The organism is Brucella sp. TWI559 (assembly GCF_039674265.1).
GTDB classification, from domain to species: Bacteria; Pseudomonadota; Alphaproteobacteria; order Rhizobiales; family Rhizobiaceae; genus Brucella; species Brucella chromiisoli.
The window spans coordinates 664,730-690,521 of the sequence record NZ_JBDJNE010000001.1; the positions used below are offsets into that span (position 1 = coordinate 664,730).

Genomic DNA, 25,792 nt, shown 5'->3' on the forward strand with positions numbered 1-25,792 from the left:
AAGCAACGCGCTTTCGGGGTTTTGCATGAAAAGAGGTTAAACCTGACGGATATGGCCGTTGAAGACGCAAAAAAATGACGCGGACCGCGAGGCGCAGGTCAGGCTGGCTTTTTGCCTGCAAATAAAACATGAAATCACCCCTGCGGATATTGCGCAGGTGATGGGCATCACGGAAAAAAACTATCGGATTCGTCTCGGGCGTCTCAATCTGGATGATAAAATTGTCAGCAAGCCGTCTGCCAGTGAAACGGCTTTGCAAAGATTGCAGGCAGAACTCAATAAATTAATTGATGGCGATGATTTGCCGGACAAAAGCAAGGCTGAAGCCCTGATGGCACTGGCCAAGGCTGTGAAAACCGTTGGCGAGCTTGTTGCTGAAACACAGACTGCTGAAGGGGACACGGTGACATCCGTTGCAAGCCTTCACGAGGTTCGACAGGCGCTTATCCGCATAGACAGGAGAATTGAAGATCTTGCTCAAAGGCGCGCGCGGGACATCTTGGGGCGCGGACTTGACGCAAAATCAGATATTGGCAGCGGATTGTGAATGGCTGATCAGGGCGCGTGATGCGCAATTGCCACCATTTGGTGACTGGCGGACCTGGCTTATTCTGGGCGGTCGTGGCTCGGGAAAAACGAGGGCAGGGGCGGAATGGGCATCGGGGATGGCATTGGGATTGGCACCTTTCTCGCAGAAAGCGTGCGGACATATTGCGCTGGTCGGCGAAACCTTCGCCGATGCGCGTGAGGTGATGGTCGATGGCCCTTCCGGCATTTTATCGGTGTCGCGCATTTCGCGTCCCCGTTATGAAACAACGCGCAGGCGACTGCTGTGGGACAATGGGGCCGTGGCGTCTCTTTATACATCAGAAGATCCAGATGGCTTGCGTGGGCCGCAGTTTGATGCCGCATGGTGCGATGAGCTTGCAAAGTGGAAAAACCCGCAAGCCACATGGGACATGCTACAATTCGGGCTTCGACTGGGAGACTTCCCACGTCAGGTGGTGACGACAACACCGAGGGCAGTGCCATTGTTGAAGGCGCTGATGACAGACAGTTCTGTAACCATGACGCATATGCGCACCGCGGAGAATGCAGCGCATCTGGCTGTTGGCTTTATGGAGACTATCAATCAACGCTATGCGGGAACCCGTCTTGGACGACAGGAACTCGATGGCGAATTGATTGAGGAGCGCGCAGGCGCTTTGTGGTCGCGTGAGCGGATCGAACAGTGTTTTGAACCCAAAGCCCCTGAGCTTGAGCGTATTCTGATCGCTGTTGATCCGCCTGCATCATCCAACAAATCGTCGGATGCCTGCGGAATCGTTGTGGCCGGGATTGATGAAAATGGCTTTGCGCATGTGTTGGCTGATGAAAGCATGAATATGGCCAAGCCGCATCAATGGGCGCGGCGTGCAATCGCACTTTATCATTCTTATGAGGCCGATGCGATTTTGGCCGAGGTCAATCAGGGCGGTGAAATGGTTGCCGCCGTTCTGTCGGCCGAAGATGCCACCGTTCCGGTGCTGATGCGGCATGCATCGCGCGGCAAATGGCTGCGCGCCGAGCCGGTGGCGGCCCTTTATGAACAGGATCGTGTTCGTCATGCAGGACGCTTTGCAGCACTTGAAGATGAAATGTGTGATTTCGCACCCGAAGGTCTGTCCACCGGGCGCTCGCCGGACCGTCTTGATGCCCTTGTCTGGGCGCTGACCGAACTCATGCTCGGTCACGACCGAAAGCCGCGTATCAGGCGTTTCGGATAACATTTACACTGATTGGAGAGCCGATATATGGCGTGGAAATTGCCGTGGCGCAGAAATGCCGGGAAGGCAGCCTCATATTCTGATGCGGGACGTGAGCGCAAAAACACGAATGGCTTTGTGGCCCTTCATATGGAACGCGGACCATCCTGGATAGCGCGGGATTATACATCATTGGCGCGCGAAGGGTTTATGCGTAATCCGGTGGCGCATCGTTGCGTTCGGCTGATCGCGGAAGCGGCCAGCAATGTGCCATGGCTGCTTTATGAGGGCACGACCGAGCATGAAGTTCATCCGCTGCTTGATCTTGTGGCGCGCCCCCAGAGTGGTCTGGATGGAAGCAGTTTTTTTGAACGGCTTTATGGCCATTTGCTGATTTCAGGAAATGCTTATGTGGAGCGTGTTGCTCTTCCAAGCGGAAACAGCGAGTTGCATTTGCTCAGGCCTGAAAGGGTGACGCTAGAAACATCGAATGATGGATGGCCGCAATCGCTGGTCTATCGTTCAGGCAATACAAGCCGAGTGGTGTCTCTTTCAGGCGAGGCATCCTCTGGCCTGCATCTGAAACTGTTTCATCCACTGGATGATCATTATGGTTTTCCGCCGCTTGAAGCGGCTTTAATGGCGCTTGATCTGCATAATGCAGCAGGTGCCTGGAACAAGGCTCTGCTTGATAATTCCGCACGGCCTTCCGGTGCGTTGGTCTACGCACCAAAAGATGGTGGCAATCTGACGGAAGAGCAGTTTGATCGCCTGAAAACCGAGCTTGAAGAAGGCTACACAGGGGCCTCCGGGGCGGGGCGACCATTGCTTCTTGAAGGCGGACTGGACTGGAAAGCCATGGGCTATAGCCCGCAGGATATGGATTTTATCGAAGCCAAAAATGGTGCCGCACGCGATATTGCGCTGGCATTTGGCGTGCCGCCGATGCTGCTCGGTATTCCGGGTGATAACACATATGCAAATTATGCCGAAGCCAATCGCGCCTTCTATCGCCTGACTGTTCTGCCGCTGATCAACCGGACTGCCAAGGCCTTTGGCTGTTGGCTGGGCCCACTGTTTGGCGGCGATCTGCGGCTAGAGCATGACATTGACCAGATCGAAGGGTTGTCGCTCGAACGGGAGTCGCTCTGGCGGCGTGTGTCAGAAGCCTCATTTCTTAGCGATGACGAAAAACGCGATGCGGTTGGCTATCAGCTGCGCGCAGAAAGGAGAGTGCCATGAGTAATCTGAGTGATACCGTAATGACATCCGATGCAACATTGGTTTGGTTTGCCAAGATTGCCGGAGCGGTTGCCGGTTCTGCCGTGTCACTTGCCTATATGCTGCCCAAAGGAAAACGCGAAGCTGGCATTCGCTTTGCGGTGGGAATCATCTGCGGCATGATCTTTGGCGGTGCCGCAGGCGTTAAAATAGCGGAAACACTCTCGCTTGAAGCCCTTCTTGGCCGAGCTGAACTGATGCTGATGGGGTCGACGGCTGCAAGCCTTGCTGCATGGTCGGTGCTTGGCATTCTGAAGCGCTTTGCCGAGCGGGTGAAGCATGCGCCGCTTCAGGGGCTTATAACGTCTCAAAGGAGCGGGAATGATAAAGCCTGATCTCAAGCTGGAAACCAAGCGTGCATCGCTTGCGCTCAGTGATGTCGAAATTGACGGGAGTTTTTCCGGCTATGCCAGTATTTTCGGCCTGCCTGATCTTGGCAATGACATTATTGAAAAAGGTGCTTTTGCAAAGTCGCTGTCGACCCGGAGATCGTCGGGTGTGCGGATGCTCTGGCAGCATGATGCGGCCGAGCCGATCGGTGTATGGACAGATATTCGCGAGGATGCGCGTGGTCTTTATGTGGAAGGCAGGCTTGCCAAGGGTGTGGCGCGCGCACGCGAAGCACTGGAGCTGATGCGGGCAGGCGGGCTTGATGGACTGTCCATCGGCTTTCGCACCGTGAAGGCGCGCAAGGATGCACGCACGGGCCTGCGCCATATTGTTGAAGCGGATCTCTGGGAAATCTCGGTGGTGACGTTTCCGATGCTGCCACAGGCGCGCATCAACAATCTGAAAGCGGATTTGCCAACAGTCAGAGAATTTGAACGCTGGCTCACGCGGGATGCGGGGTTAAGCCGTTCCGCTGCACGTCTGGTGATAGCCAAAGGCTATTCAGCACTTGCAGCTTTACAAAGCCGGAATGAGCGGGACGCTCTCAACTCGGGCGATACAGGCCTTGCACAGCGTATGCGTGCCGCCTGCAAGATGATGTCTTTTAACTAAATCAGGATCAAAATGAACAACACTCACAAAGTCCAGCTCGAAACCAAGAGCGTGGAAACAAAGGCGCTTGGCGCCAATCTGGGCAATGATGGCGATGTGTCGGAAGCCTTCGATGAATTCATGGCCGCTTTTTCGGCCTTTCGTGAAGCCAATGATGAGCGGCTGAAAAAAGTCGAAAAGAATGCGAGTGTCGATGTGCTGCTGCGCGAAAAGGTTGATCGTATCAACCACGCGCTCGACGAGCAGAAACAGGCGCTTGACCAATTTGTTCTGAAAACTGCACGTCCGCAACTGGGCAAATGTCCGGTTGTCGAAAACCGCGAACACAAGCAGGCTTTCGATGGCTATGTACGCCGTGGCGATGAACAGGCGATGCGCGGTATTGAGCAGAAAGCGCATTCTTACGCCTCTGGGCCGGATGGCGGTTATCTTGTGCCAGCAGAGCTTGAAACCGAAATTGGCCGCAGGCTGGCTGTGTTGTCGCCGATCCGTGGCATTTCAAGCGTGCGCCAAGTTTCTGGCGCTGTGCTCAAAAAGCCGTTTTCGGTGAGCGGCCCGGCAACAGGCTGGGTCGGTGAAACTGATGCTCGCCCACAGACAGCTTCGGCCAAACTGGCAGAACTGCAGTTTCCAACTATGGAAATCTACGCGATGCCGGCGGCAACATCTTCGCTTCTCGATGATGCTGCCGTTAATGTCGAGCAGTGGATCGCCGAGGAAGTGGAAGCAGCCTTTGCCGAGCAGGAAGGCGAGGCCTTTATCAGCGGCAATGGCGTCAACAAGCCAACGGGCTTTTTGAGCTATGATACGGTCGAAGACACAAGCTGGGAATGGGGCAAGATCGGTCATATCGAAACGGGTGTTGCAGGTGCGCTGCCAGCAGCCGATCCGTCTGACAAGCTGATCGAACTTATCTATGCGCTGAAAGCCGGATATCGTCAGAATGCCAGTTTCGTTATGAATCGCAAGACTCAGAGCGTGCTGCGCAAGCTCAAAGATGCAGACGGAAATTACCTCTGGCAGCCGCCCTCGGCTGTTGGCGAGAAAGCGTCACTGATGGGCTTTGGTCTGGTTGAGGCCGAGCATATGCCGGATATTGCAGCCGACGAAACGCCAATCGCTTTTGGTGATTTTGAACGGGGGTATCTGGTTGTGGACCGTATTGGCGTTCGCGTTTTGCGCGACCCATACTCTGCCAAACCATATGTGCTTTTTTATACCACCAAGCGCGTTGGCGGTGGTGTTCAGGATTTTGATGCGATCAAGCTTCTGAAGTTTGCAGCCTGATATTTGCATCAACAAGCATCGTATCCGAAAGCGGAATCATGTTTTCGGGATGCGCATTTCGCAGCGGCTTTGCTGCATTTCTGCTTAACGACCCTGCCGGTTTTGGCAGCTAGATTCAATTCGCAAACACGTTGAATCTTTTTCTGGAATGCCATTCGTAACTATCTGATTTGAGAGTTATTTTAAGGGGAAATAAATGACAATGTTTCTTGTCACGCCGCCGGTACTTGAACCGGTGACGGTCGCGGATGCGCGTGCATTTTTAAGAATTTCAACGGACAGCGAAGATGACATTCTTCGCCGTATTATCAAGACAGCGCGTGAACTGGTCGAGGCTGATACAGGGCTGGCTCTTATCGACCAAACTTGGCGGTTGCGCGTTGATCGCTGGCCGCGTTCGGGTCGGTTGGCTCTTTTCAAGTATCCGGTAAAGGCTGTGACCGCTGTCGTCGCATATCGCTGCGACGGAACTGCAATCAGCATGGAGCCCGAAGAATTCATGCTCCAGCATGGACGCCGCCCCCAGCGTGTTTACATGGCACAATATCCTGATGCGCAGTCGTTTTGCGGTCTTGAAGTCGACTTCATTGCGGGCTTTGGCGAAACGGGTGTCGAGGTGCCTGACGCCCTCAAGCAAGCCATACTCACGTTGAGCGCGCATCTCTACGAGAACCGCGCTGGTCTTGATGGCGCAACATCAGAGCTTCCGCCGATGGTTGGGCAGATGGTCGATAGTTGGCGGCGCATATCTCTATGAACAACGTCCTGTTTATTGATCCAGGCCAGCTCACCGTAGAGCTGGCTCTGGAAGCCATGCATCCGATTGCCGACGGCATGGGCGGCTATCGCGAAACATGGGTGGAAGTATCAACCGTTTGGGGGCGCATTGAACCAATAACCGCCAGTCAACGCGATTTCGGCACCCGGCCACGCCCGGAAATAACCCATCGTATCTTGGTGCGCCATCGTGAGGATATTTCATCCGACAAGCGCTTCCGAAAAGGGGGGCGTGTTTTCTTGCTGCGTTCCGTACGCGATCCGGATGAAAGCGGACGCTATCTGATTTGTCTGGCAGTGGAGGAAGGGCGGTGAACGTAACCATGAAATTAACGTTTGATGGCCTCGTGCGTGCGCTTCGGTTCAAACAGATAGCGCTGCGCGAGGAAATTGCCACCTGGGGATCTGGCAGTCGAGGCGACAAAGAAAAGCTGATTGGGGAACACAATGAAGAGCAGCGCGGCAGCATTGCAGAAAGCACTTTATGAGGCCTTGAAGAACGACGGCGAACTCATTGAAACGCTTGGTGGAGAACATGTTTATGACCATGTCCCACCAAAAACCGCGTTCCCTTATATCACGCTTGGCGAGACACTGACGAAGGATTGGAGCACGGCGAGCGAGCTGGGCGGGGAGCATTTTCTCAACATTCAGATATGGGCGCGCGAGTCAGGCCGCAAACGTGTTTTGGAGATCGCCGGGCGCATCGCTACGCGTCTTGATGAACAGCCGCTCGCAGTCAACGGCCATCGCATCGTCAATCTTATGTTGACCGAAGTGCTAGCCCGTAACACCGATGGGTTCGGGAGTTATCTCGGCACCATGCGCTATCGCGCCGTAACAGAACCCGTAATTTGATTCAGGAGCCCAATATGACAGCTCAACGCGGCAAGGACATCTTGCTGAAAATTGCGCATGGCGCAGGGCAGTTTGAAACCTGTGCCGGCCTGCGCACCAAACGCATTGCGTTCAATGCGGAAACGGTCGATGTGACTGACGCCGACGCAGCCGGGCGCTGGCGACAGTTGCTGGCCGGAAGCGGCGTGCAGCGGGCCTCTGTAAGCGGGTCTGGCATATTCAAAGATGCAACGTCTGATGCTCTGATACGCAGCATATTCTTTGATGGTGAAATTCGCAACTGGCAGATTTTACTTCCTGACTTTGGAACAATCACAGGGCCGTTTCAGATCGTGGCTCTTGAATATGGCGGCAATCACGATGCGGAAATGACCTTTGAAATTGCGTTGGAATCCGCCGGACTGATCGCCTTCGGAGAAGCGCTATGATGGTCAATCGTCATCGTGGCGAGGTTGCGGCAAAACTGGATGGTCGTGACTGGACACTCTGCCTGACGCTCGGTGCGCTGGCGCAACTCGAATCTGCTTTTGAGGCAGACAATCTTTCTGACCTGATCATGCGCTTTTCCGGCGGTAAGCTGTCTGCTTTCGATATGCAGCGCATCATCTGTGCGGGCCTTCATGGTGGTGGGCATAATGTACCGTTTGAAGACGTGGCCGAAATGCGCGCCGATGGCGGTGCCAGCGGCTATGCCCGCATCGTTTCAGCACTGCTGACGGCGACCTTCGGAACGGAAGAAAGCGATTCTCCTTCAAACCCTTGAGTGCCGCAGTTGAATCAAGTCCTTCACGTCAGCCTTTTCCCTGGAAAGAGGTGATGCGCGCTGGCTTTGGTTTGCTGCGGCTTTCTTCAAAAGACTTCTGGGCCATGACCCCACGCGAACTCAGTGTCGTTCTCGGGCCTGTCTCGCAGAGCAAAAATGCTCCTTCGCGCGCGACTCTCGACGCGCTGATGCATGCCTTTCCCGATAGGTGATTTATCATGACGGATGAAACCGTAACTGTTTCCGTCGAGGCGGATACAAGCGCATTTGATCGCGCATTGACGGACCTCGAAAAACGCTCATCAAGCTTCGGCTCAAGCCTGACGACTGCACTCAAAAGTGCAATCGTTTCCGGCAAGGGGCTTGACGATGTGCTGCGCGGCCTTGCCAGCAGTCTGGCAGGTTCGGCACTTTCGGCCGGGCTTCAGCCATTGCAAAGTCTTGGCTCATCGCTGATGTCGGGCGTACTTGGCGGTATTCGTGGCATCATGCCGTTTGCGAAAGGCGGTGTGGTTTCAAGCCCGACCTATTTCGGCATGGGCAATGGGGCGCTGGGGCTGACGGGGGAGGCCGGTGCAGAGGCGATTTTGCCACTCGCGCGCGGTGCTGATGGCAGACTTGGCGTTGCCACGGGTGGCACAGGCAGTAAGCCAGTGCAGGTGGTCTTTAATATGACGTCGCCCGATGCATCTTCTTTCCGCAAGTCCGAGGCACAGCTTTCCACCATGCTTGCAGGTGCAGTAAGCCGCGGCGCGCGGAGGATGTGAGATGGAAGCCTTTCACGATGTGCGTTTTCCGCTCAGCGTTTCGTTTGGTGCAACCGGTGGGCCGGAATGGCGCAATGAAATTGTCACGCTCACATCAGGTATGGAAAAGCGGAATGCGCGCTGGGCGCATTCACGCCGACACTTTGATGCGGGGACGGGGCTGCGCTCGCTTGATGATCTGAAAACCGTATTGGCTTTTTTTGAGGCGCGGCGCGGGTCGCTTCATACGTTTCGGTTCCGCGACCCGCTCGATTTTTCTTCCGCAACCGGCAGTGCTGCGCCCTCGCATCTCGATCAGGTGATTGGAACGGGCGATGGGGCCACCACACGCTTTCAACTCGTCAAACATTACGAGACATATGATCGCCCCATCCGGCGGCCCGTTGCAGGCTCTGTGGTGGTTGGTGTGGATGGCATAAGGCTGACTGAAACTGAGGCTTTCACGCTTGAGCCCGCCACTGGCATTGTCGCCTTCACATCCGGTTATGTGCCGTCTTCAGGCCAGCGGGTCAGTGCTGGTTTCCTGTTCGATGTGCCGGTACGTTTCGATACGGATCGTCTTTCGGCCAGCATCGCCTCGTTTCAGGCGGGTGAAATCCCGTCTATTCCCATCATTGAGGTCAAGGCATGATCCCTATTCCGACTGAACTTGAATCACATTTAAAGGGTGAAGTGACAAGCCATTGCTTTGCATGGCTTATCAGGCGTTCTGACACTGTCGTTCTCGGTTTCACCGATCATGATTCTGCTTTGCCTTTGGACGGTGTTTTATGTGAACCGCTCACGGGATTGAACAGCAGCGAAGCAACCACAATGCTTGGTCTCTCTATCGTCGGAGGCGAGGTCGAGGGTGCACTCTCATCGCAGCGCATCAGCGATCGCGATATTGAACTTGGCCGCTACGATGGTGCCATCGTTGAAAGCTATCTGGTCAACTGGAATGCTCCAGATCAGTACATGCTGTTGCGGCGCTGGATAGCGGGCACCATCAGCCGCTCCGACGGACGCTTCGTAATGGAGTTGAAAGGCGCCGCTGCAGCGTTCGATGCCGTTTGTGGGCGCCGGATTATGCGCCAGTGTAATGCAGTGCTAGGCGATAACCGTTGCGGCGTGAATGGCAATGATCCGCGATTTTCTGCCGTTGGTTCAATGCTGCATGCCGATGGTGTGATGCTTGATGTTGCCGGGCTTGAGGGCTTTGGCAGTGGCTGGTTCACGCAAGGACTGCTCACATGGACGAGTGGTGAAAATGTCGGTCGGTCTGTGCGTGTTCTTATGCACAGTGGCACTAATCTAAACCTAACCGATCAGCCGGTCCTGCCTGTCACAGCAGGCGATGGTTTTCGTATCATTGCTGGCTGCGACAAGAGTTTTGCCACCTGTAAGGCGAAATTCGAAAACGGCATTAACTTCCGAGGTTTTCCGCATCTTCCCGGAAACGATGCAGCTTTTGCCTATGTCAGCGGCGGCAATGAGTATGACGGGAGCGCACTGGTGCCATGACAATCGCAGACAAAGTTTTGACCGAAGCTGAAAGCTGGATTGGCACGCCCTATCGGCATGGCGCGTCAACGCGCGGCATAAGCTGCGATTGCCTCGGACTGGTGCGGGGTGTTTGGCATGCGCTTTATGGTGAGGAGCCAGAAGATCCCGGTGCCTATGCGCCGGACTGGGCGGAGGCCGCATCTGGCGATCCGTTGCTGGAGGCGGCCAACCGGCATATGCAGCCTCGTTCCAGCTATAATCCTGAGCCGGGTGATCTGTTGATCTTTCGCTGGAGTGCCGATGTTGCGGCCAAGCATCTCGGCATCATGACCAATCAAAACCGTTTCATCCATGCCTATGAGGGGCATCGGGTAATGGCCTCTGCGCTGGTGCCGCAATGGCGGAAACGTATAGCCGGAATTTTCACCTTTCCCGAACCAAAAGGTTAAGCAATGGCGACTGTTGTTCTGCAGGCCGTTGGCGCTGCTGTCGGAGGCATTTTTGGTCCTGTGGGTGCGGCTATCGGCGCAGGTCTTGGTGCCATGGGCGGGTATGCCATCGACACGGCAATCATCAATTCTACCCGTCATATGGAAGGGGCACGCCTCAATAGCGGCCGCGTGGCCACGGCAGAAGAGGGCGCTGCATTGCCATTTGTCTATGGGACAGCACGGCTTTCGGGCACGCTGATCTGGGCAACCCGTTTTGAGGAAAAGAAAACCACCGAGCGCCAGGGCGGCAAGGGCGGTCCGAAAGTCACCAGCTACAGTTATTTCGGCAATGCCGCCTATGCAGTTGCCGAAGGTGAAATTGCCACTATTCGTCGTGTATGGGCCGATGGGCAGGAGCTTGATCTTACCGAGATCGAAATGCGCATTTATCACGGCACCGATACCCAGCAGCCGGACCCGCTGATTGAGGCAAAGCAGGGCACGGGCAATGCACCCGCTTATCGCGGTACGGCCTATGTGGTTTTCGAACGCATTCCGCTTGATACTTACGGAAACCGATTTCCGCAGTTTCAGGTTGAGGTTCTGCGACCGGTTGGAAAACTGGCACAGAATCTTCGTGCCATCGCGCTTATTCCGGGGTCAACTGAATTTGGTCTTTCGCCTGATCCGGTTACGGATCGGGTCTTCTTCGGTGAACGCCGCACACTCAACCGCAATGCAAAGCGCGGTCGCAGCGACTGGACGGTGGCCATGGATGAACTGCAAGCGCTGTGCCCTCAATTGCAACACGTGGCTATCGTTCTGCCGTGGTTTGGCGATGATCTGCGTGCAGCATCATGTAAAATTCGCCCCGGTGTCACGCATCAGGCGTCGCTGTTATCAAGCCAGATATGGAAGGTCGAGAATGTCACGCGCGCTCAGGCGCATTTGATTTCGACGAGCGGTAAGGGCGCGGCCTATGGCGGAACGCCATCCGATCAGAGCGTGATCAGTGCCATCCGCGATGCGAAAGCGCGCGGCCTTAAAGTCACATTATATCCTTTTATAATGATGGATATTGCGGCTGATAATCAGTTGCCGTCTCCCTATGGTGGAATTGGGCAATCGGTCTATCCATGGCGCGGACGTATCACCTGCCATCCGGCAATCGGTGAAACAGGTTCGCCAGATACAACGCCTGAGGCGGGAAGTCAGGTTGAGGCTTTCGTCAATGGAACATGGGGTTACAGACGTTTTTTGAATCATTGTGCAAATCTTGCGGTACGGGCCGGTGGAGTCGATGCGTTTTTGCTGGGATCTGAATTGCGCGGCCTGACAAGCATTCGCGATGCTCGAGAGAACTTTCCATTTGTCACGCATCTTTGTGCGCTCGCCGGTGAAATGCGTGTGAAGCTTGGGGCGGGTTGCCGCATCAGTTATGGCGCAGACTGGACCGAATATTTTGGTTATCAGGCGCAGGACGGAACCGGCGATCTTTATTTTAACCTCGACCCGCTCTGGTCACATCCGGCAATAGATGCCGTTGGCATCGACAATTACATGCCGCTTTCCGACTGGCGAGATAGTGATCTTCGCGGCGGCAATCCCGATGGTTTCGAGGGGCCCTATGATCTTGATGGACTGCTACAGAGTGTTGAGGCACGTGAAGGTTTCGACTGGTATTATGCCAACAGTCAAGACCGGGATGAGCGCAAGCGCACACGCATCACTGACGGGCTTGCGGGGAAGCCATGGGTCTATCGTTACAAAGACATTCGTGCATGGTGGAGCAATCCGCATCATAACCGGATTGATGGTGAGGAGGTTGCAGCACCGACCGGTTGGGTGCCGCAGTCAAAGTCGATTTGGTTTACGGAACTCGGATGTCCGGCAGTCGATAAGGGACCGAACCAGCCCAATGTATTTCCCGATCCAAAATCGTCGGAAAATGCCACGCCCTATTTTTCGAATGGCTCGCGCTCCGATATCGCAATGGATCGCTTCCTGCGCGCGCATTATTACTATTGGCCTCAAAATAATCCGGTCTCGCCGGTCTATGGCGGGTCAATGCTGGATATGGACCGCATTTATCTCTGGGCCTGGGATACGAGGCCTTTCCCGGAATTTCCGCTGAAAGGGGATGTGTGGGGTGATACGCCAAACTGGCGGCTGGGCCATTGGTTGAACGGCCGGCTGAGTGGCGTTGCCCTTGATGAACTGATTGCCGCAATCCTTGAGGACTTTGATTTGCCGCAAGCTGATTGTTCCGGTGCAGATGGACATTTGACCGGCTTCGTCATTTCAGAACCCTCCACAGCGCGTGGCGTGCTTGAACCTTTGGTGAATGTATTTAGCGTTCATGGTTTTGAGCAGGCGGGAACATTCGTCTTCCGCAGCATTGGACGTACCGCACAAACGCTGGATGTTACGGACCTGTTGGTCGAGCCGCATGATGGTGATGCGCTGACCTCTGTTCTTGAAGATCAGGGCGATTTGCCCAGCGTGGCGGAGCTTTATTGCAACGATCCTCTGCGTGATTTTCAGGTCGTGGGGGCATCCGTGCGCCGCGATGCGGGACAAGGGACAGAGAGTCTCAGCCTTTCAGGTTCGATGGAAATAGGACAGGCAACGGCCCTGGCTGAAGGCTGGATGGCACGTCGCTATGCGGAGCGGCGCACAGCAAGCTTTTCATTGCCGTGGTCGGCAGCAGCCCTTCATGTCGGGGACCGGGTACGGATCGATATTTTGGGCGGTGAGCGTGATTATGTGGTGTCATCGCTCGAAGATGGTGAGGTGCGAGCGGTCAAGGCGGTGGCGTTAGCGCCCAATGTCGCCTTTGCTGACAGAGGCGAAACACCACAGCTTTCGCCGGGCGGGTCAGTTTCTGATATGAAGCCGATTTTCCATCTGATTGATGTGCCGCTCTGGCCGGGTGCGGAAGATCCCGCTGGTCAGTTTCGCATTGCTTGCCATGCCAGACCATGGCGTGGCGTGGCAATTTATGCTTCGCCTTCCGATGATGGTTTTGCCGAGCGTAATATGATTGGGGAGCGCGCGGTCATGGGAGAACTCACCGCGGCACTTGGATCAGGTCCGAGTGGACGTCTGATCGAAGCGCAGACCATAGACGTGGTGCTTTATTCGGGTGAACTGCAATCAAAGCCGATTGCACAAATTCTCAATGGTGCCAATATGGCAATGATGAAATCTCCCGATGGAAAATGGGAGGTGGTTCAGTTTCTTGAGGCCGAGGAAGTTGGACAGAATCAATGGCGATTATCGCGGCTTTTGCGCGGCCAGCTTGGCACAGAAGCGGCAAGCCGCATCGAAAAACCCATCGGAACGCCATTTGTGCTCTTTGATGGCGGCGTACAAAGCATTGGATTGCAGGCAAATGAAATCGGGCTTGAGCTCAATTGGCGGATAGGCGCGGCAGGCAAAACCTTCTCGGATGAGTATTTTGATACTGTGAAAGTCATCGGTGGTCTGAACGCTTTGAGACCTTTAAGCCCTGTTCATCTCAGGGCAGAACGGCTTGGTAATGGTGATCTGTCGCTGCATTGGATAAGGCGCGGGCGTGTAGATGCCGATAGCTGGATGGGCGCAGATATTCCGCTGGGGGAGGACGCAGAAGCCTATCGGATTGAAATCTGGCAGGGGGAAACGCTTGTCCGAAGTTTAGAGGTGCAGACGCCATCATGGATCTATCCGAATGCTGAACGAATGGCTGAGGTTCGAGCCAACAGTTTTGAGCTGCGGATTGCGATGTTGAGCGCAAGAATAGGCGCGGGCGATTTTGCCTCAATCGAAATTCAGAATGTTTTGTAAAATGAAAGGACACGTCATGAGTGAAGACAAGCCTTGGTATCTTTCTCGCACTATCTGGGCCGGGCTGGTCGCGCTTTTTCTGTCGCTGGCTGGCGCTTTTGGCTTCATCAGCGATGCGGTGGATCATGGTGCTTTGACTGATGTAATGCTGCAACTTGCCACCGCAATTGCCGGTCTTATTACCATTTTTGGAAGGTTAGGGGCAACTTCGCGCATTTCATAATTTCATAAACCGTGATAGCAAAGTTCTGAAGATCGCCTGATACCGGAATATTGACGGATGTTTCGGAAGATATTATGCGTAAAAACAATAGTTTAGAATGGCTTCGGTCTGAGGCTGTTTTATGGGAAAAATTCCTTTGCGTTGATCATCTGCGTGTATCGTTCATGCATCGTTCAGATGAAAGGCGCTATATAAGGGACATGATGAAACAGAACCCTGCTCTCAAAATTTTCGCGCTTCTGGCCGTTAGCATTGGTCTGTTGCCTGTTAACGCCGGTGCCTTGCCAATTGCGACCCCGCAGAAGTCCAACATGCTGATTGCCGCCGCAGGTGATTGCGCGGCAGTCGGCGAACAAGTGGCCGCCTCACAGGGGGGCCAGTTGGCCAAGGCAACACCCACCACACAGAACGGTCGCGCTATGTGCGTGATCGTGGTGCTCGTGCCGGGGCGCGATGGCGAACGTCCGCGTCGTGTCGAAGTGGCTGTTCCTGCGCAATAACTTACTTTGCTAGAGAATATAGGCAAGGCAACATAGGCAAGGGAATATGACTTGCGTATCCTGATTGTTGAAGATGACAAGGACCTGAACAGGCAGCTCTCGGATGCGTTGGGTGCAGCAGGTTATGTTATTGATAGCGCTTTTGATGGCGAGGAAGGTCATTATCTGGGCGACACTGAGCCCTATGATGCGGTGATCCTTGATATTGGCTTGCCGCAGATGGATGGCATTAGCGTGGTTGAGCGCTGGCGGCGCAGTGGCCGCACAATGCCTGTTCTGATGCTGACGGCGCGGGATCGCTGGAGCGACAAGGTTGCTGGTATTGATGCCGGTGCCGATGATTATGTTGCCAAACCTTTTCATATTGAGGAAGTGCTGGCCCGATTGCGTGCATTGATTCGTCGCGCTGCCGGGCATGCTTCATCTGAGCTGGTTTGTGGTTCCTTGCATCTTGATACGAAGACATCCAAGGCAAGCGTCGATGGCGTCGCGCTCAAGCTCACATCCCATGAATATCGCCTGCTGTCTTATCTGATGCATCATATGGACGAGGTCGTTTCGCGAACTGAACTGGTTGAGCATCTTTATGATCAGGATTTTGATCGTGACTCGAACACGATTGAAGTTTTTGTCGGACGCCTGCGCAAGAAGATGGGTGTCGATCTGATCGAAACCGTGCGCGGTATGGGATATCGCATTCGCTCGGACGAGCAGGGAGATACGAAAGGGACCGGGAACTGAAGCTTCTCAGCGTTTTCCCTTCTTTACGATCCCTTGCGATACGCGTCGTCACCCTATCGACGCTCTGGGTTATTCTGGGGCTGGTCGTTGTCGCGACACTTATCAGCACACTTTATGGCGATGCGGCGCGCAATAATTTCGAGCGGCTTCTGACGGCGCACCTTTTCAGTCTTGTTGGCGCCGTGAGCATAACACCCGATGGGCTTCTGCAGGGCCGCCCGGAATTGGGTGATCTGCGATATTCCAGCCCGCTCTCCGGTTGGTACTGGTTTGTTGACCCCATTTCTCCCAACACCAATGGCAAATTACAGTCTCTGTCTTCAGTGGGGCGTATCGTGCCGGAAATGCCGGTTTCGCAGGCGCCTTTTGATAGCTCGTTCATGCGCAGCTACACCTTGCCAGGTCTCAACGGTGAAGAGCTTTACATCGTTGAAACGGAAGTGGTGCTCGATAATGACAACCGTGTTGCGCGTTTTCGCGTGATGGGAAACCTCAGTGAAGTGTTAAGTGAAATTTCTGACTTTAGAAGGAAACTTGCAATCTATCTGGCGATTTTTGGCCTAGGCAGTGTTTTCATTAATGCAGGCATTATTCTTTTTGGTCTGCGTCCTCTCGATAAAGTGCGTCAGGCTTTGGCTGATATTCGAGAGGGGCGTTCTGCGAAGCTTGATACATCGCTGCCAATTGAGATTGCCCCCCTTGCGGTTGAAATGAATGCGCTGATTGAAAACAACCGCCGTATTGTCGAGCGCTCGCGCACACAGGTCGGGAATCTTGCGCATTCGCTAAAAACGCCGCTATCGGTCCTTGCCAATGAGGCGCGTACAATGGGTGGTCAGCAGGGGCGGCTTGTACTGGAACAAAGCGAGGCAATGCAGGTCCAGATCCAGCATTATCTGCAACGAGCACGGATTGCGGCACAACGTGACAGTGTTGTGTTTCGCACCCTGGTTACGCCTGTTCTTGAACGCATGGAGCGGGTGACAGCAAAGCTCAACCCTTCTTTGAAGATCACTTTCAGAAACACCCTGCCGGAAGCAGTCTTTGCTGGTGAGAAGGAGGATCTGGAGGAGATTGTCGGAAACCTTCTGGAAAATGCGGGTAAGTGGGGGCGCAGACGGATAAAGATTGTTTTGCAGTCTGCAACGGATTCGCAACGGCAGTTTGAAATTCTGATCGAAGATGATGGTGCGGGGCTTGCGCCGGATAAGATGGATGCGGCCCTGAAACGTGGCAATCGTGTTGACGAAACGAAGCCGGGAACAGGTCTTGGTCTGGCAATCGTTCAGGATACGGTGCGCGAGTATGGGGGGACTCTGCATCTGGGGAAAAGCGATATGGGGGGGCTTCAGGTGCGCGTTGTGTTGCCGCTGACCGAAGATTGACTGTTGCGTTTGGCTCAAGGTGATTTAGAAGATTGAAGTTATTAGCTGTATTCTGCGATAGTATGCATGCTCATTTATTATGAAGGCCGGTTTATTATGATGGTTGTATCAAGGTTTTCTGCTCCGATTCTGGTTGCTTCAATGGCGATTGCGCTTTCTGCCTGCGGTACGTCCGGCGGCGGAAAGGGTTCGGGGCTGACTTCACTTGGTGGTCTTTCTGCTCCGGCTAACACGCGCCCGGCTGACACACGTCCTGATCTGCTTGCTTCACTCGGTAATGGGCTTCTTGGCAGTTCAGCAGCGCAATTGACTGCAGCTGACCGCAAAACCGCGCTTGAAGCTGAGTATCGCGCGCTCGAATATTCGCCTGCTGGCAAAGCAGTGTCTTGGAGCGGCAGTGGGTCGGCTTCTGGTGATGTGACCGCCGCACAGCCTTATCAGGTCGGATCCCAGAATTGCCGCCAATATACCCATAGCTTTACGATTGCGGGAGCACCACAAACTGCACGTGGAACGGCTTGTCGCAATACGGATGGAAGCTGGACGCCATTAACCTGATTTGGCCTTTGCGGCGAATTGCCCTACTATGCGACTTATAGCAGGTTAGTGTTGGTTTTTGCCTCGGCTGGGATTAAGTCTCAGCCATGGAATTCTGGTTGACTGCCGCACTGCTGACTTTTGCAGCTACATTGACTGTTTTGTTGCCGCTGACGCGGAACAAGCAGGAATTTTTGCCCCCTGAAAAAAACGATCTGGAAGTTTATCGCGATCAGCTGCGTGAGATCGAAGCCGATGCCGCACGCGGCATGATTGATGCGCCAAGCGCTGAACAGGCACGTATCGAAATTTCCCGCCGTATTCTCAATGCCGAGAAAGCCAGCACGGATGCTGCCGCGCAAATGAAGAAGTCCCGCTCCGGACGCCTGCTTGCATTTCTGGCTGTTCTGGCTGTGCCGTTGATCGCGTGGGGTGTTTATCCTTTGTTTGGTGCGCCCGATATGCAGTCCATGCCGCTTGCCGCGCGTCTGGAAAATAGTCCGCAGAACAGTTCGGTTGACGAGCTTATTGCGCGTGCTGAAACACATCTTTCTCAAAATCCGAATGATGCACGCGGGTGGGATGTCTTGGCGCCAATTTATCTGCGCATTGGCCGTGGTGCCGATGCGGTCAACGCTTATCGTTCAGCAATTCGTCTTGAAGGCGAAAACTTTTCTCGCCTTCTTGGGCTTGGTGAAGCCTTGATCGCAGTGTCAGGTGGGCCGGTGACGGCAGAAGCTGAAGAATTATTCAACAAAGCAGCAAGTTTGAACCCGAAAGATATTCGCCCGCAATACTACCTTGCGCAGGGCGAAGTTCAGGATGGCAATACCGAAGGTGCTGTGAAGCGGTTACAAAGTCTGCTTGATGAAGCGCCTGCTGAAGCACCATGGCGTGCTCAGATTGAGCAGGCAATTGCCCGTATTAAGGGGGCTGTTGCGGCCCCGCCGCCTGCCAATGGCCCAACGACAGAGGATGTGGCTGCTGCTGCTGCCATGAATGCCGATGATCGTCAGGCCATGGTTGAAGGCATGGTTCAACGCCTTGATGATAGCCTTCGCAACGACGGTGACAATCTTGACGGCTGGAAGCGGCTTGTGCAGGCTTACATTGTTCTTAATCGCCGCGATGCGGCCCTTGATGCGTTACAACGTGGTGCGGAAGCGCTCAATGTTGAGAAGCGGGATGAGCTGAAAAGCTTTGCCGCGGGGCTGGGCCTTGAAGCAGGGAGCGCAACCCAATGAGTGCGACTGCAGAAAATAATGATCGGAAAGCGAAACCGACAGGCAGTCTTGCCCGCGCCGTCAGCCAGAGGAAGCGCAAGCGCCTTATCATGATTGGTGGAGCGCTGGCTGTTCTTGCGGTCGCGGTCGGCCTCATGCTAATGGCTTTTAGTCAGGATATTCGTTTCTTTCGAACACCTGCGGATTTGACTGAACAGGAAATCACGTCCGGGGCCCGCTTTCGTCTGGGGGGGCTTGTGGAAGAGGGATCTGTTACGCGGGTTGGCAGCGAATTACACTTCACAGTCACCGATACAATTAAAACCGTCAAAGTCGTGTTTGAAGGCATTGCACCTGATCTCTTTCGGGAAGGGCAGGGTGTTGTCGCCGAGGGGCGCTTCGGCCCTGACGGCGTATTTCGCGCTGATAGTGTGCTGGCCAAACATGATGAAAATTACATTCCTAAAGATCTCGCCGACAGCCTGAAGGAAAAGGGCGTGTGGGAAGGGCAATGATGAGATCGGGATATAGAACATGAATGTTGAAATCGGTCATTTTGCCCTTGTGCTTGCACTGGCTTTGTCTGTGGTGCAATCTATTGTTCCGCTTGTGGGCGCGCAACGCAGAGATATGCAACTCATGTCCGTTGCAGCCCCCACTGCACTTGCAGTTTTCTCACTGATTGCCTTTTCCTTCATCGTTTTGACTGTTGCTTATGTCACATCCGATTTCTCGGTGCTGAATGTGGTCGAGAACTCCCATTCGCAGAAGCCGATGCTTTATAAAATCACCGGCGTCTGGGGTAATCACGAAGGCTCGATGCTGCTGTGGGTGCTGATTCTTAGTTTTTTCAGCGCACTTGTTGCAGCCTTCTCGGCCAATCTGCCTGAGACACTGCGCGCCAACGTTCTGGCTGTTCAAGGCTGGATTGCCACGGCTTTTCTTGCTTTTATCATTTTCACATCCAATCCTTTCATACGCATCTTTCCAGCGCCGATGGAGGGGGGCGATCTCAATCCGATCCTTCAGGACATCGGCCTCGCCATCCATCCACCGCTGCTTTATCTGGGATATGTCGGCTTCTCAGTCTGTTTCTCTTTCGCTGTTGCGGCGCTTATCGAGGGACGTCTGGATGCAGCATGGGCTCGCTGGGTGCGCCCATGGGCACTGCTTGCATGGATGTTCCTGACGGGCGGCATCGCGATGGGTTCCTACTGGGCCTATTATGAACTTGGCTGGGGAGGTTGGTGGTTCTGGGATCCGGTTGAAAACGCATCCTTCATGCCATGGCTTGTCGGCACTGCATTGCTGCATTCGGCAATTGTGATGGAAAAGCGCTCGGCGCTGAAAATCTGGACCGTCCTGCTCGCAATATTGACCTTCTCGCTGTCTTTGCTCGGCACATTTCTGGTGCGCTCCGGTGTGCTTACATCGGTGCATAGTTTTGCAACCGATCCGGGGCGTGGGCTATTTATCTTAGCCATCCTTGCGATCTTCATTGGCGGTTCCCTGTCGCTTTTTGCGCTGCGTGTTCAAAGCCTTTCGTCGGGTGGGCTGTTTCAGCCGATTTCGCGCGAAGGCGCGCTGGTTTTTAACAATCTTTTCCTCACAACGGCGGCAGCAACGGTGCTGATCGGTACGCTTTATCCGTTGCTTCTGGAGGTTCTGACGGGTGAGAAGATTTCAGTTGGCGCACCATTCTTCAACATGACGTTCGGGCCGTTGATGATTCCGTTGCTGCTGGCCGTGCCTTTCGGGCCGCTTCTGGCCTGGAAACGCGGTGATCTTTATGGCGTCGCTCAACGGCTGATGACCGCCTTCGCCTTGGCTTTGATTGTCTTTGGCATCGTGCTGTGGCGCAGCAATGCGCATTCGGTGATGGCAGCACTTGGCATCGGTCTCGCGGCATGGCTTATATTTGGCAGCCTTACCGACCTGTGGCTCAAAGCAGGGATCGGTAAAGTTTCGGCAGGCAAGGCATTCTCACGCTTCATCGGTCTGCCGCGTTCGGTCTTCGGCACATCGCTCGCGCATATGGGCCTTGGCTTTACGCTGCTTGGCATTGTCAGCGTCACAACCTTTGGCACGGAAAATGTCGTTGTTATGCGTTCCGGTGATACGGTCAGCATTGCCGACTATTCGCTGCGCTTTGACGGACTGCGCCCGCTGACGGGCTCTAACTTCACAGAAAATCGCGGCGATTTTACGCTGTTCGATTCCTCAAATCGTGATCTTGGGCAGATCCACTCCTCCAAGCGCTTTTTCCCTGCGCGTCAGATGCCCACAACTGAATCGGGCATCCGCACACTGTGGTTCAGCCAGATCTATGTCGCTCTTGGTGATGAGCCGGGTGAAGGATCCATCGTTGTGCGGGTCTGGTGGAAACCATATGTCACACTCATTTGGTACGGCGCTCTGGTGATGATGCTTGGCGGCATCTTCTCGCTGGCCGATCGGCGATTGCGCATCGGCGCTCCGTCGAAAGCGCGCAAGCCTTCGTCCAGGCAGGCAGGGGCAAGCGCATGAGGCTCTCCCAAAAACTCGCGGCGTTTTTTTTAGGATTTTCATTGATACTATATGGTTCTGCTGCTTTGGCAGTGAACCCCGACGAGATTCTGCCTGATCCTCAGCTTGAAAGTCGTGCGCGTCAAATCTCGGCTGAACTTAGATGCATGGTCTGTCAGAATGAATCGATAGACGATTCCAATGCCGAACTCGCACGAGATTTGCGCATATTGGTGAGGGAGCGCCTGACATCGGGCGATACCGATCAGCAGGTTATCGATTTTGTGGTGGATCGTTACGGTGAATTCGTTCTGCTCAAGCCGCGCTTCAGTGCACAGACAGCTCTTTTATGGGGTTTCCCTGTGCTTCTTCTTTTAATTGGTGGCATCGCACTTGTTTTTGCATTTCGCAGAAGAAGTGCTGTCGTTGAAGTGCAAAAGCCGCTTTCTGAAAGCGAAAGAGCCCAGCTTTCCCGGCTTCTTGACGACAAATAATCGCGTTTGAGCGGGAATTATAAGCTCTATTCTTACAAAAGTTTCATCTTGCGGAAATTGAGCGGTAAGGTAGCCCATACTATCTTAAGCTCTATAAAGAGTTCACAGAGCTGGTAAGCCATGTAACGGCGCGCTGGTCCGAGAATATTGCTCGCAAGGAGAGACTTATGTTTAAAGCGACTAATTCCAGGTATCGTAAGGGCGTTGCAGCCTTGGCACTGTCGGCAGCGCTCGCTGGCGGTTTTGTCGCAACCGGCCCTTTGGGCGCATTGCAGGATGCCCGTGCTGAAGCTGTCCGCGTTACCGGTCCCCAGCAGGCAGGCTTTGCTGATCTTGTTGAAAAGGTTCGCCCCGCTGTTGTCAGCGTGCGGGTGAAGAAGGAAGTGCAGGAAGTTGACAATCAGGGTCAGCAGTTCGCGCTGCCTCCAGGCTTTGATCAGCTCCCGGACGGTCATCCGTTAAAGCGCTTCTTCCGTGATTTCGGTATGGAGCCACGCGGTGATGCGCGCCCGGATGATCGCCGTCAGGGTAAGCGCGGTGCAAAGCCGCGTCCAGGTCACGAACGTCCGTTTGCGCAGGGTTCTGGCTTCTTCATTTCAGAAGACGGCTATCTGGTTACCAACAATCATGTCGTTTCCGATGGTGACGCTTATAGCGTTGTGATGGATGATGGCACCGAATATGATGCCAAGCTCATTGGCACCGATCCGCGCACCGATCTTGCTGTGCTCAAGGTTGATCAGCCTAAGCATAAATTTACCTATGTCAGTTTTGGTGACGATAACAAGGTCCGTGTCGGTGACTGGGTTGTCGCTGTCGGTAACCCCTTTGGTCTTGGCGGCACCGTGACATCCGGTATCGTTTCGGCGCGCGGTCGTGATATTGGTGCCGGCCCTTACGATGACTTTATCCAGATTGACGCTGCGGTAAACAAAGGTAATTCCGGTGGTCCGGCTTTTGATCTCTCCGGTGAAGTGATCGGCATCAACACCGCGATCTTCTCCCCATCTGGCGGCAGCGTTGGTATTGCCTTCGCAATTCCGGCTTCCACTGCCAAGCAGGTTGTGGATCAGCTGATCAAGACAGGTTCGGTTGAACGTGGTTGGATTGGTGTTCAGATTCAGCCTGTCACCAAGGACATTGCAGCATCGCTCGGTTTGGCGGAAGAAAAAGGCGCAATCGTTGCCTCGCCACAGGCTGATGGCCCTGCTGCAAAGGCAGGCATCAAGGCAGGTGATGTGATCACCGCAGTTAATGGTGACCCTGTTCAGGATCCACGTGATCTTGCACGCAAGATTGCCAAGATTGCACCGGACGAAAAGGCAGCATTGACGGTCTGGCGTAAAAATAAGGCTCAGGAAATCGACGTTACGATTGCCGCTATGCCCAAGGATGCAGGCAAGGCCACAACCCAGTCCGATGATGGCAACAGTGATCAGGGTGAAACGCTTGACAACTATGGTCTGACGGTCACGCCTTCAGAAGAAGGTGACGGTGTTGTTGTAACCAATGTTGACCCGGACAGCGATGCTGCGGATCGTGGCATTCGTTCTGGCGATACGATTGTTACTGTCAATAATCAGATCGTGAAGAGCGCGAAGGATATCGACAAGGCTATTGCCGAAGCATCGAAGGCAGGTCGCAAGGCTGTGTTGCTTCAGATCCAGAGCAATGATCAGAGCCGCTTCGTCGCTCTACCAATCGATCAGGGTTAATGCTGTACTGTTGGTCTTGCTGTGATTAAATCTGGTGCCAGGCGGACGATCCGCCTGGCATTGCTTCATTTTCTCCAACGACCCGGTATAGTAACGCCATGAAGATTCTCGTTATCGAAGACGACCGCGAAGCGGCCCGCTATCTTGAGAAGGCCTTTACCGAGGCCGGTCATTCTGCTGATATTGCCGGTGACGGCGAGACTGGTTATGCACTGGCGGAACATGGCAGCTATGATGTGCTGGTCGTTGATCGGATGCTGCCCAAGCGCGATGGACTTTCTGTCGTTGCAGGTCTTCGGGCGAAGGGCTTGGAAACGCCGGTTCTCATTCTTTCTGCCCTCGGCGAAGTGGATGATCGCGTAACGGGTTTACGTGCGGGTGGTGATGATTATCTCACCAAACCCTATGCATTTTCCGAGCTTCTGGCGCGTGTGGAAGTTTTGCAGCGTCGCTCGAGTCCGCGCGAGGCCGATACGATTTATCGCGTTGGTGATCTGGAACTCGACCGTCTCGCACACACCGCACGCAGACAAAACGTCGACATCACACTCCAGCCGCGCGAATTCCGTTTGCTTGAATATTTGATGCGTCATGCCGGACAGGTCGTGACGCGCACGATGTTGCTCGAAAATGTCTGGGATTATCACTTCGATCCCCAGACCAACGTGATTGATGTGCATATTTCGCGCCTGCGTTCAAAGATTGAAAAGGGCTTTGACGGTCCGCTGCTACACACGGTGCGCGGTGCAGGTTATATGTTGAAAGCCGGACGTTCCAAGCCAGCTGCGAATGCCGGGACAGCCGTTTCCGGAGGACAAGAGTGAGCCGTTTTTCCGCACTTATGCGGACAACTGCCGTGCGATTGTCCACGCTCTACCTGTTGCTTTTTGCAGTGGGCGCGGTCGCGCTTGTTTTTTACATGACAAATCTGTCGGCTTCAATTCTCAATGGCCAGACGCAGGAAGCTTTGGGCGAGGAAGTTGCAAGCATTGGCAAGGCCTATGCGCGTGGCGGCATACCTCAACTCGTGCGGACAATTGATTATCGTTCCCGTCAGCCGGGCGCTTATCTTTATCTTGTCGCCGATCCATCGGGGCGTATTCTCTCCGGCAATGTCGAAGGTGTCGAGCCGGGTGTCCTTGATACGGATGGCGTGGTTGAACGCGCGTTCAAATATCGGCGCTATGGTGATCAGGGGGCTGAAACCGAGCATCGTGCGATTGCCGTGGTGATTGCGCTGCCCAATAGTATGCGCCTGCTGGTCGGCCGCGATCTGGGCGAACCGGAGCGTTTCCGCGATCTGGTGCGTAGCTCGCTGATGCTGGCACTTGGTATCATGGGCGTTGGCGCACTTCTGATCTGGTTCTTTGTTGGCCGTCGGGCACTCAAGCGCATTGATGATATGTCGCGTGCATCACAGCGCATTATGGATGGTGATCTGACAGGTCGGTTACCGGTTAATGGTTCGGGCGACGAGTTTGATCGCTTGTCTGGCAATCTCAACGTCATGCTTGGGCGCATTCTTGAGCTGAATGAGGGGCTGAAACAGGTTTCTGATAACATCGCGCATGATCTCAAGACACCGCTGACACGACTGCGCAATCGTGCTGAAGAAGCGCTCTCGCGCAAGAAAACCGGCCCGGAATATCGTGAAGCGCTTGAGGCTATGATCAGCGAATCCGATCAGCTGATCCGCACATTCAACGCCATCTTAATGATTTCGCGTCTCGAAGCGGGCTATTCGACTGAAAGTCTTGAAAACATGTCGGTGGCGCCGATTGTCAGGGACGTTGCGGAAATGTATGAGCCGGTTGCCGAAGATGCTGGCGCTGCTTTGACGCTTGGAGCGTTGGACGATGTGCCTTTGCATATCAACCGCGAACTGGTCGGCCAGACGGTTTCAAACCTCGTCGATAATGCCATCAAATATGCTTTGCGAAGCGAGAAGGATGCTGCCGTCAGTCTCTCCATGGAGCGCGATCAGCAATGGGTGCGCATTGTGGTGGCCGATAACGGTCCGGGGATTCCCGAGGACAAGCGTGAACAGGCGACGGAGCGTTTCGTAAGACTTGAGGAAAGCCGCACGCAGCCGGGTTCAGGGCTCGGTTTAAGCCTTGCCAAGGCGGTCATGAAGTTGCACGGTGGCGCTCTTCGTCTCGAAGACAATGGTCCCGGTCTGCGTGCTGTTCTGGAGTTTCCGTTGGTAAAAGACGAAAAACCATAATGGCTTAGAGCGCATCCCGAA

At 54.3% G+C, this 25,792-nt stretch carries 30 protein-coding genes; all 30 read left to right on the forward strand.

Annotated elements, in window-relative coordinates; all coding sequences use genetic code 11:
* Positions 1–58: 58 nt before the first annotated feature.
* The 30 genes from ABE530_RS03125 to ABE530_RS03270 all read left to right on the forward strand — a co-directional run bounded on the left by ABE530_RS03125 (position 59) and on the right by ABE530_RS03270 (position 25,771).
* Positions 59–547 carry a hypothetical protein gene (locus ABE530_RS03125; RefSeq protein WP_265983191.1) on the forward strand — a complete coding sequence of 163 codons (489 nt, stop codon included), beginning with the start codon at positions 59–61 and terminating at the stop codon, positions 545–547.
* Positions 474–1,766, forward strand: a complete 1,293-nt coding sequence (locus tag ABE530_RS03130; protein ID WP_456094071.1) for a DNA-packaging protein — start codon at positions 474–476, stop codon at positions 1,764–1,766. Before ABE530_RS03125 ends, ABE530_RS03130 begins: the two co-directional genes overlap by 74 nt.
* A gap of 27 nt (positions 1,767–1,793) precedes the next feature.
* On the forward strand, positions 1,794–2,987 hold the full coding sequence (locus tag ABE530_RS03135; RefSeq protein WP_499693542.1) for a phage portal protein: 1,194 nt from the start codon (positions 1,794–1,796) through the stop codon (positions 2,985–2,987).
* On the forward strand, positions 2,984–3,361 hold the full coding sequence (locus tag ABE530_RS03140) for a DUF6107 family protein (RefSeq protein WP_265983193.1): 378 nt from the start codon (positions 2,984–2,986) through the stop codon (positions 3,359–3,361). Before ABE530_RS03135 ends, ABE530_RS03140 begins: the two co-directional genes overlap by 4 nt.
* The gene (locus ABE530_RS03145; protein WP_499693543.1) at positions 3,348–4,028 is read left to right on the forward strand and encodes an HK97 family phage prohead protease; all 681 of its coding nucleotides are present in this window, start codon (positions 3,348–3,350) and stop codon (positions 4,026–4,028) included. The genes ABE530_RS03140 and ABE530_RS03145 overlap by 14 nt, the downstream gene beginning before the upstream one ends.
* Before the next feature lie 12 nt (positions 4,029–4,040).
* Positions 4,041–5,315: a phage major capsid protein gene (locus ABE530_RS03150; protein ID WP_499693544.1), complete on the forward strand. Its 1,275-nt coding sequence runs from the start codon at positions 4,041–4,043 to the stop codon at positions 5,313–5,315.
* A 196-nt stretch (positions 5,316–5,511) separates the two neighbouring features.
* Positions 5,512–6,072, forward strand: a complete 561-nt coding sequence (locus ABE530_RS03155; protein ID WP_396996418.1) for a head-tail connector protein — start codon at positions 5,512–5,514, stop codon at positions 6,070–6,072.
* Positions 6,069–6,407: a phage head closure protein gene (locus ABE530_RS03160; protein ID WP_265983197.1), complete on the forward strand. Its 339-nt coding sequence runs from the start codon at positions 6,069–6,071 to the stop codon at positions 6,405–6,407. Before ABE530_RS03155 ends, ABE530_RS03160 begins: the two co-directional genes overlap by 4 nt.
* On the forward strand, positions 6,404–6,580 hold the full coding sequence (locus ABE530_RS03165) for a hypothetical protein (RefSeq protein ID WP_499693545.1): 177 nt from the start codon (positions 6,404–6,406) through the stop codon (positions 6,578–6,580). The genes ABE530_RS03160 and ABE530_RS03165 overlap by 4 nt, the downstream gene beginning before the upstream one ends.
* The gene (locus ABE530_RS03170) at positions 6,540–6,950 is read left to right on the forward strand and encodes a DUF3168 domain-containing protein (protein WP_265983199.1); all 411 of its coding nucleotides are present in this window, start codon (positions 6,540–6,542) and stop codon (positions 6,948–6,950) included. Before ABE530_RS03165 ends, ABE530_RS03170 begins: the two co-directional genes overlap by 41 nt.
* Positions 6,951–6,964: 14 nt before the next feature.
* Complete coding sequence (locus tag ABE530_RS03175; protein ID WP_499693546.1) at positions 6,965–7,378, forward strand: phage major tail protein, TP901-1 family; 414 nt, start codon at positions 6,965–6,967, stop codon at positions 7,376–7,378.
* The gene (locus ABE530_RS03180) at positions 7,375–7,713 is read left to right on the forward strand and encodes a gene transfer agent family protein (protein WP_265983201.1); all 339 of its coding nucleotides are present in this window, start codon (positions 7,375–7,377) and stop codon (positions 7,711–7,713) included. Before ABE530_RS03175 ends, ABE530_RS03180 begins: the two co-directional genes overlap by 4 nt.
* Positions 7,710–7,925: a rcc01693 family protein gene (locus ABE530_RS03185; RefSeq protein WP_265983202.1), complete on the forward strand. Its 216-nt coding sequence runs from the start codon at positions 7,710–7,712 to the stop codon at positions 7,923–7,925. The genes ABE530_RS03180 and ABE530_RS03185 overlap by 4 nt, the downstream gene beginning before the upstream one ends.
* A 6-nt stretch (positions 7,926–7,931) precedes the next feature.
* A complete protein-coding gene (locus tag ABE530_RS03190; protein ID WP_499693547.1) occupies positions 7,932–8,480 on the forward strand; it encodes a phage tail tape measure protein in 549 nt (182 codons plus the stop codon).
* Position 8,481: 1 nt separating this feature from the next.
* Complete coding sequence (locus tag ABE530_RS03195) at positions 8,482–9,111, forward strand: phage distal tail protein, Rcc01695 family (protein WP_499693548.1); 630 nt, start codon at positions 8,482–8,484, stop codon at positions 9,109–9,111.
* Positions 9,108–9,983 (forward strand): phage/gene transfer agent baseplate hub protein, encoded by an 876-nt coding sequence (locus ABE530_RS03200; RefSeq protein WP_499693549.1) that lies wholly within the window; start codon positions 9,108–9,110, stop codon positions 9,981–9,983. The genes ABE530_RS03195 and ABE530_RS03200 overlap by 4 nt, the downstream gene beginning before the upstream one ends.
* Positions 9,980–10,414 carry a C40 family peptidase gene (locus ABE530_RS03205; RefSeq protein ID WP_499693550.1) on the forward strand — a complete coding sequence of 145 codons (435 nt, stop codon included), beginning with the start codon at positions 9,980–9,982 and terminating at the stop codon, positions 10,412–10,414. The genes ABE530_RS03200 and ABE530_RS03205 overlap by 4 nt, the downstream gene beginning before the upstream one ends.
* Positions 10,415–10,417: 3 nt before the next feature.
* Positions 10,418–14,224, forward strand: coding sequence for a baseplate multidomain protein megatron (locus ABE530_RS03210; protein ID WP_499693551.1), 3,807 nt, complete (start codon positions 10,418–10,420; stop codon positions 14,222–14,224).
* Positions 14,225–14,240: 16 nt separating this feature from the next.
* Positions 14,241–14,447 (forward strand): hypothetical protein, encoded by a 207-nt coding sequence (locus tag ABE530_RS03215; RefSeq protein WP_265983209.1) that lies wholly within the window; start codon positions 14,241–14,243, stop codon positions 14,445–14,447.
* Between the two features lie 203 nt (positions 14,448–14,650).
* Positions 14,651–14,947, forward strand: a complete 297-nt coding sequence (locus ABE530_RS03220; protein WP_265983858.1) for a hypothetical protein — start codon at positions 14,651–14,653, stop codon at positions 14,945–14,947.
* Positions 14,948–14,998: 51 nt separating this feature from the next.
* The gene (locus ABE530_RS03225; RefSeq protein ID WP_265983210.1) at positions 14,999–15,688 is read left to right on the forward strand and encodes a response regulator transcription factor; all 690 of its coding nucleotides are present in this window, start codon (positions 14,999–15,001) and stop codon (positions 15,686–15,688) included.
* Positions 15,689–15,762: 74 nt separating this feature from the next.
* Entirely contained in the window at positions 15,763–17,073 is a 1,311-nt protein-coding gene (locus ABE530_RS03230) for an ATP-binding protein (RefSeq protein WP_499693663.1), read from the forward strand.
* Between the two features lie 96 nt (positions 17,074–17,169).
* On the forward strand, positions 17,170–17,631 hold the full coding sequence (locus ABE530_RS03235) for an RT0821/Lpp0805 family surface protein (RefSeq protein WP_265983211.1): 462 nt from the start codon (positions 17,170–17,172) through the stop codon (positions 17,629–17,631).
* Between the two features lie 86 nt (positions 17,632–17,717).
* On the forward strand, positions 17,718–18,854 hold the full coding sequence (ccmI, locus tag ABE530_RS03240; protein ID WP_499693552.1) for a c-type cytochrome biogenesis protein CcmI: 1,137 nt from the start codon (positions 17,718–17,720) through the stop codon (positions 18,852–18,854).
* Positions 18,851–19,348 carry a cytochrome c maturation protein CcmE gene (gene ccmE / locus ABE530_RS03245; RefSeq protein ID WP_265983214.1) on the forward strand — a complete coding sequence of 166 codons (498 nt, stop codon included), beginning with the start codon at positions 18,851–18,853 and terminating at the stop codon, positions 19,346–19,348. Before ccmI ends, ccmE begins: the two co-directional genes overlap by 4 nt.
* Positions 19,349–19,367: 19 nt before the next feature.
* The gene (locus tag ABE530_RS03250; RefSeq protein ID WP_499693553.1) at positions 19,368–21,359 is read left to right on the forward strand and encodes a heme lyase CcmF/NrfE family subunit; all 1,992 of its coding nucleotides are present in this window, start codon (positions 19,368–19,370) and stop codon (positions 21,357–21,359) included.
* On the forward strand, positions 21,356–21,832 hold the full coding sequence (locus ABE530_RS03255) for a cytochrome c-type biogenesis protein (RefSeq protein WP_499693554.1): 477 nt from the start codon (positions 21,356–21,358) through the stop codon (positions 21,830–21,832). The genes ABE530_RS03250 and ABE530_RS03255 overlap by 4 nt, the downstream gene beginning before the upstream one ends.
* A gap of 167 nt (positions 21,833–21,999) precedes the next feature.
* A complete protein-coding gene (locus ABE530_RS03260; RefSeq protein WP_396996406.1) occupies positions 22,000–23,547 on the forward strand; it encodes a Do family serine endopeptidase in 1,548 nt (515 codons plus the stop codon).
* A 98-nt stretch (positions 23,548–23,645) separates the two neighbouring features.
* Positions 23,646–24,371: a response regulator transcription factor gene (locus tag ABE530_RS03265; RefSeq protein ID WP_499693555.1), complete on the forward strand. Its 726-nt coding sequence runs from the start codon at positions 23,646–23,648 to the stop codon at positions 24,369–24,371.
* A gap of 17 nt (positions 24,372–24,388) precedes the next feature.
* Positions 24,389–25,771: a sensor histidine kinase gene (locus ABE530_RS03270; RefSeq protein ID WP_499693664.1), complete on the forward strand. Its 1,383-nt coding sequence runs from the start codon at positions 24,389–24,391 to the stop codon at positions 25,769–25,771.
* The last annotated feature ends 21 nt before the right edge of the window (positions 25,772–25,792 follow it).

Bases quoted from the DNA above. Each gene is read 5' to 3' on its own strand.
- ABE530_RS03135 (WP_499693542.1), top strand. From the start codon at position 1,794: ATGGCGTGGAAATTGCCGTGGCGCAGAAATGCCGGGAAGGCAGCCTCA.
- ABE530_RS03140 (WP_265983193.1), top strand. From the start codon at position 2,984: ATGAGTAATCTGAGTGATACCGTAATGACATCCGATGCAACATTGGTT.
- ABE530_RS03145 (WP_499693543.1), top strand. From the start codon at position 3,348: ATGATAAAGCCTGATCTCAAGCTGGAAACCAAGCGTGCATCGCTTGCG.
- ABE530_RS03150 (WP_499693544.1), top strand. From the start codon at position 4,041: ATGAACAACACTCACAAAGTCCAGCTCGAAACCAAGAGCGTGGAAACA.
- ABE530_RS03155 (WP_396996418.1), top strand. From the start codon at position 5,512: ATGACAATGTTTCTTGTCACGCCGCCGGTACTTGAACCGGTGACGGTC.
- ABE530_RS03160 (WP_265983197.1), top strand. From the start codon at position 6,069: ATGAACAACGTCCTGTTTATTGATCCAGGCCAGCTCACCGTAGAGCTG.
- ABE530_RS03170 (WP_265983199.1), top strand. From the start codon at position 6,540: ATGAAGAGCAGCGCGGCAGCATTGCAGAAAGCACTTTATGAGGCCTTG.
- ABE530_RS03175 (WP_499693546.1), top strand. From the start codon at position 6,965: ATGACAGCTCAACGCGGCAAGGACATCTTGCTGAAAATTGCGCATGGC.
- ABE530_RS03180 (WP_265983201.1), top strand. From the start codon at position 7,375: ATGATGGTCAATCGTCATCGTGGCGAGGTTGCGGCAAAACTGGATGGT.
- ABE530_RS03190 (WP_499693547.1), top strand. From the start codon at position 7,932: ATGACGGATGAAACCGTAACTGTTTCCGTCGAGGCGGATACAAGCGCA.
- ABE530_RS03195 (WP_499693548.1), top strand. From the start codon at position 8,482: ATGGAAGCCTTTCACGATGTGCGTTTTCCGCTCAGCGTTTCGTTTGGT.
- ABE530_RS03200 (WP_499693549.1), top strand. From the start codon at position 9,108: ATGATCCCTATTCCGACTGAACTTGAATCACATTTAAAGGGTGAAGTG.
- ABE530_RS03205 (WP_499693550.1), top strand. From the start codon at position 9,980: ATGACAATCGCAGACAAAGTTTTGACCGAAGCTGAAAGCTGGATTGGC.
- ABE530_RS03210 (WP_499693551.1), top strand. From the start codon at position 10,418: ATGGCGACTGTTGTTCTGCAGGCCGTTGGCGCTGCTGTCGGAGGCATT.
- ABE530_RS03215 (WP_265983209.1), top strand. From the start codon at position 14,241: ATGAGTGAAGACAAGCCTTGGTATCTTTCTCGCACTATCTGGGCCGGG.
- ABE530_RS03220 (WP_265983858.1), top strand. From the start codon at position 14,651: ATGAAACAGAACCCTGCTCTCAAAATTTTCGCGCTTCTGGCCGTTAGC.
- ABE530_RS03235 (WP_265983211.1), top strand. From the start codon at position 17,170: ATGATGGTTGTATCAAGGTTTTCTGCTCCGATTCTGGTTGCTTCAATG.
- ccmI (WP_499693552.1), top strand. From the start codon at position 17,718: ATGGAATTCTGGTTGACTGCCGCACTGCTGACTTTTGCAGCTACATTG.
- ccmE (WP_265983214.1), top strand. From the start codon at position 18,851: ATGAGTGCGACTGCAGAAAATAATGATCGGAAAGCGAAACCGACAGGC.
- ABE530_RS03250 (WP_499693553.1), top strand. From the start codon at position 19,368: ATGAATGTTGAAATCGGTCATTTTGCCCTTGTGCTTGCACTGGCTTTG.
- ABE530_RS03255 (WP_499693554.1), top strand. From the start codon at position 21,356: ATGAGGCTCTCCCAAAAACTCGCGGCGTTTTTTTTAGGATTTTCATTG.
- ABE530_RS03260 (WP_396996406.1), top strand. From the start codon at position 22,000: ATGTTTAAAGCGACTAATTCCAGGTATCGTAAGGGCGTTGCAGCCTTG.
- ABE530_RS03265 (WP_499693555.1), top strand. From the start codon at position 23,646: ATGAAGATTCTCGTTATCGAAGACGACCGCGAAGCGGCCCGCTATCTT.
- ABE530_RS03270 (WP_499693664.1), top strand. From the start codon at position 24,389: ATGCGGACAACTGCCGTGCGATTGTCCACGCTCTACCTGTTGCTTTTT.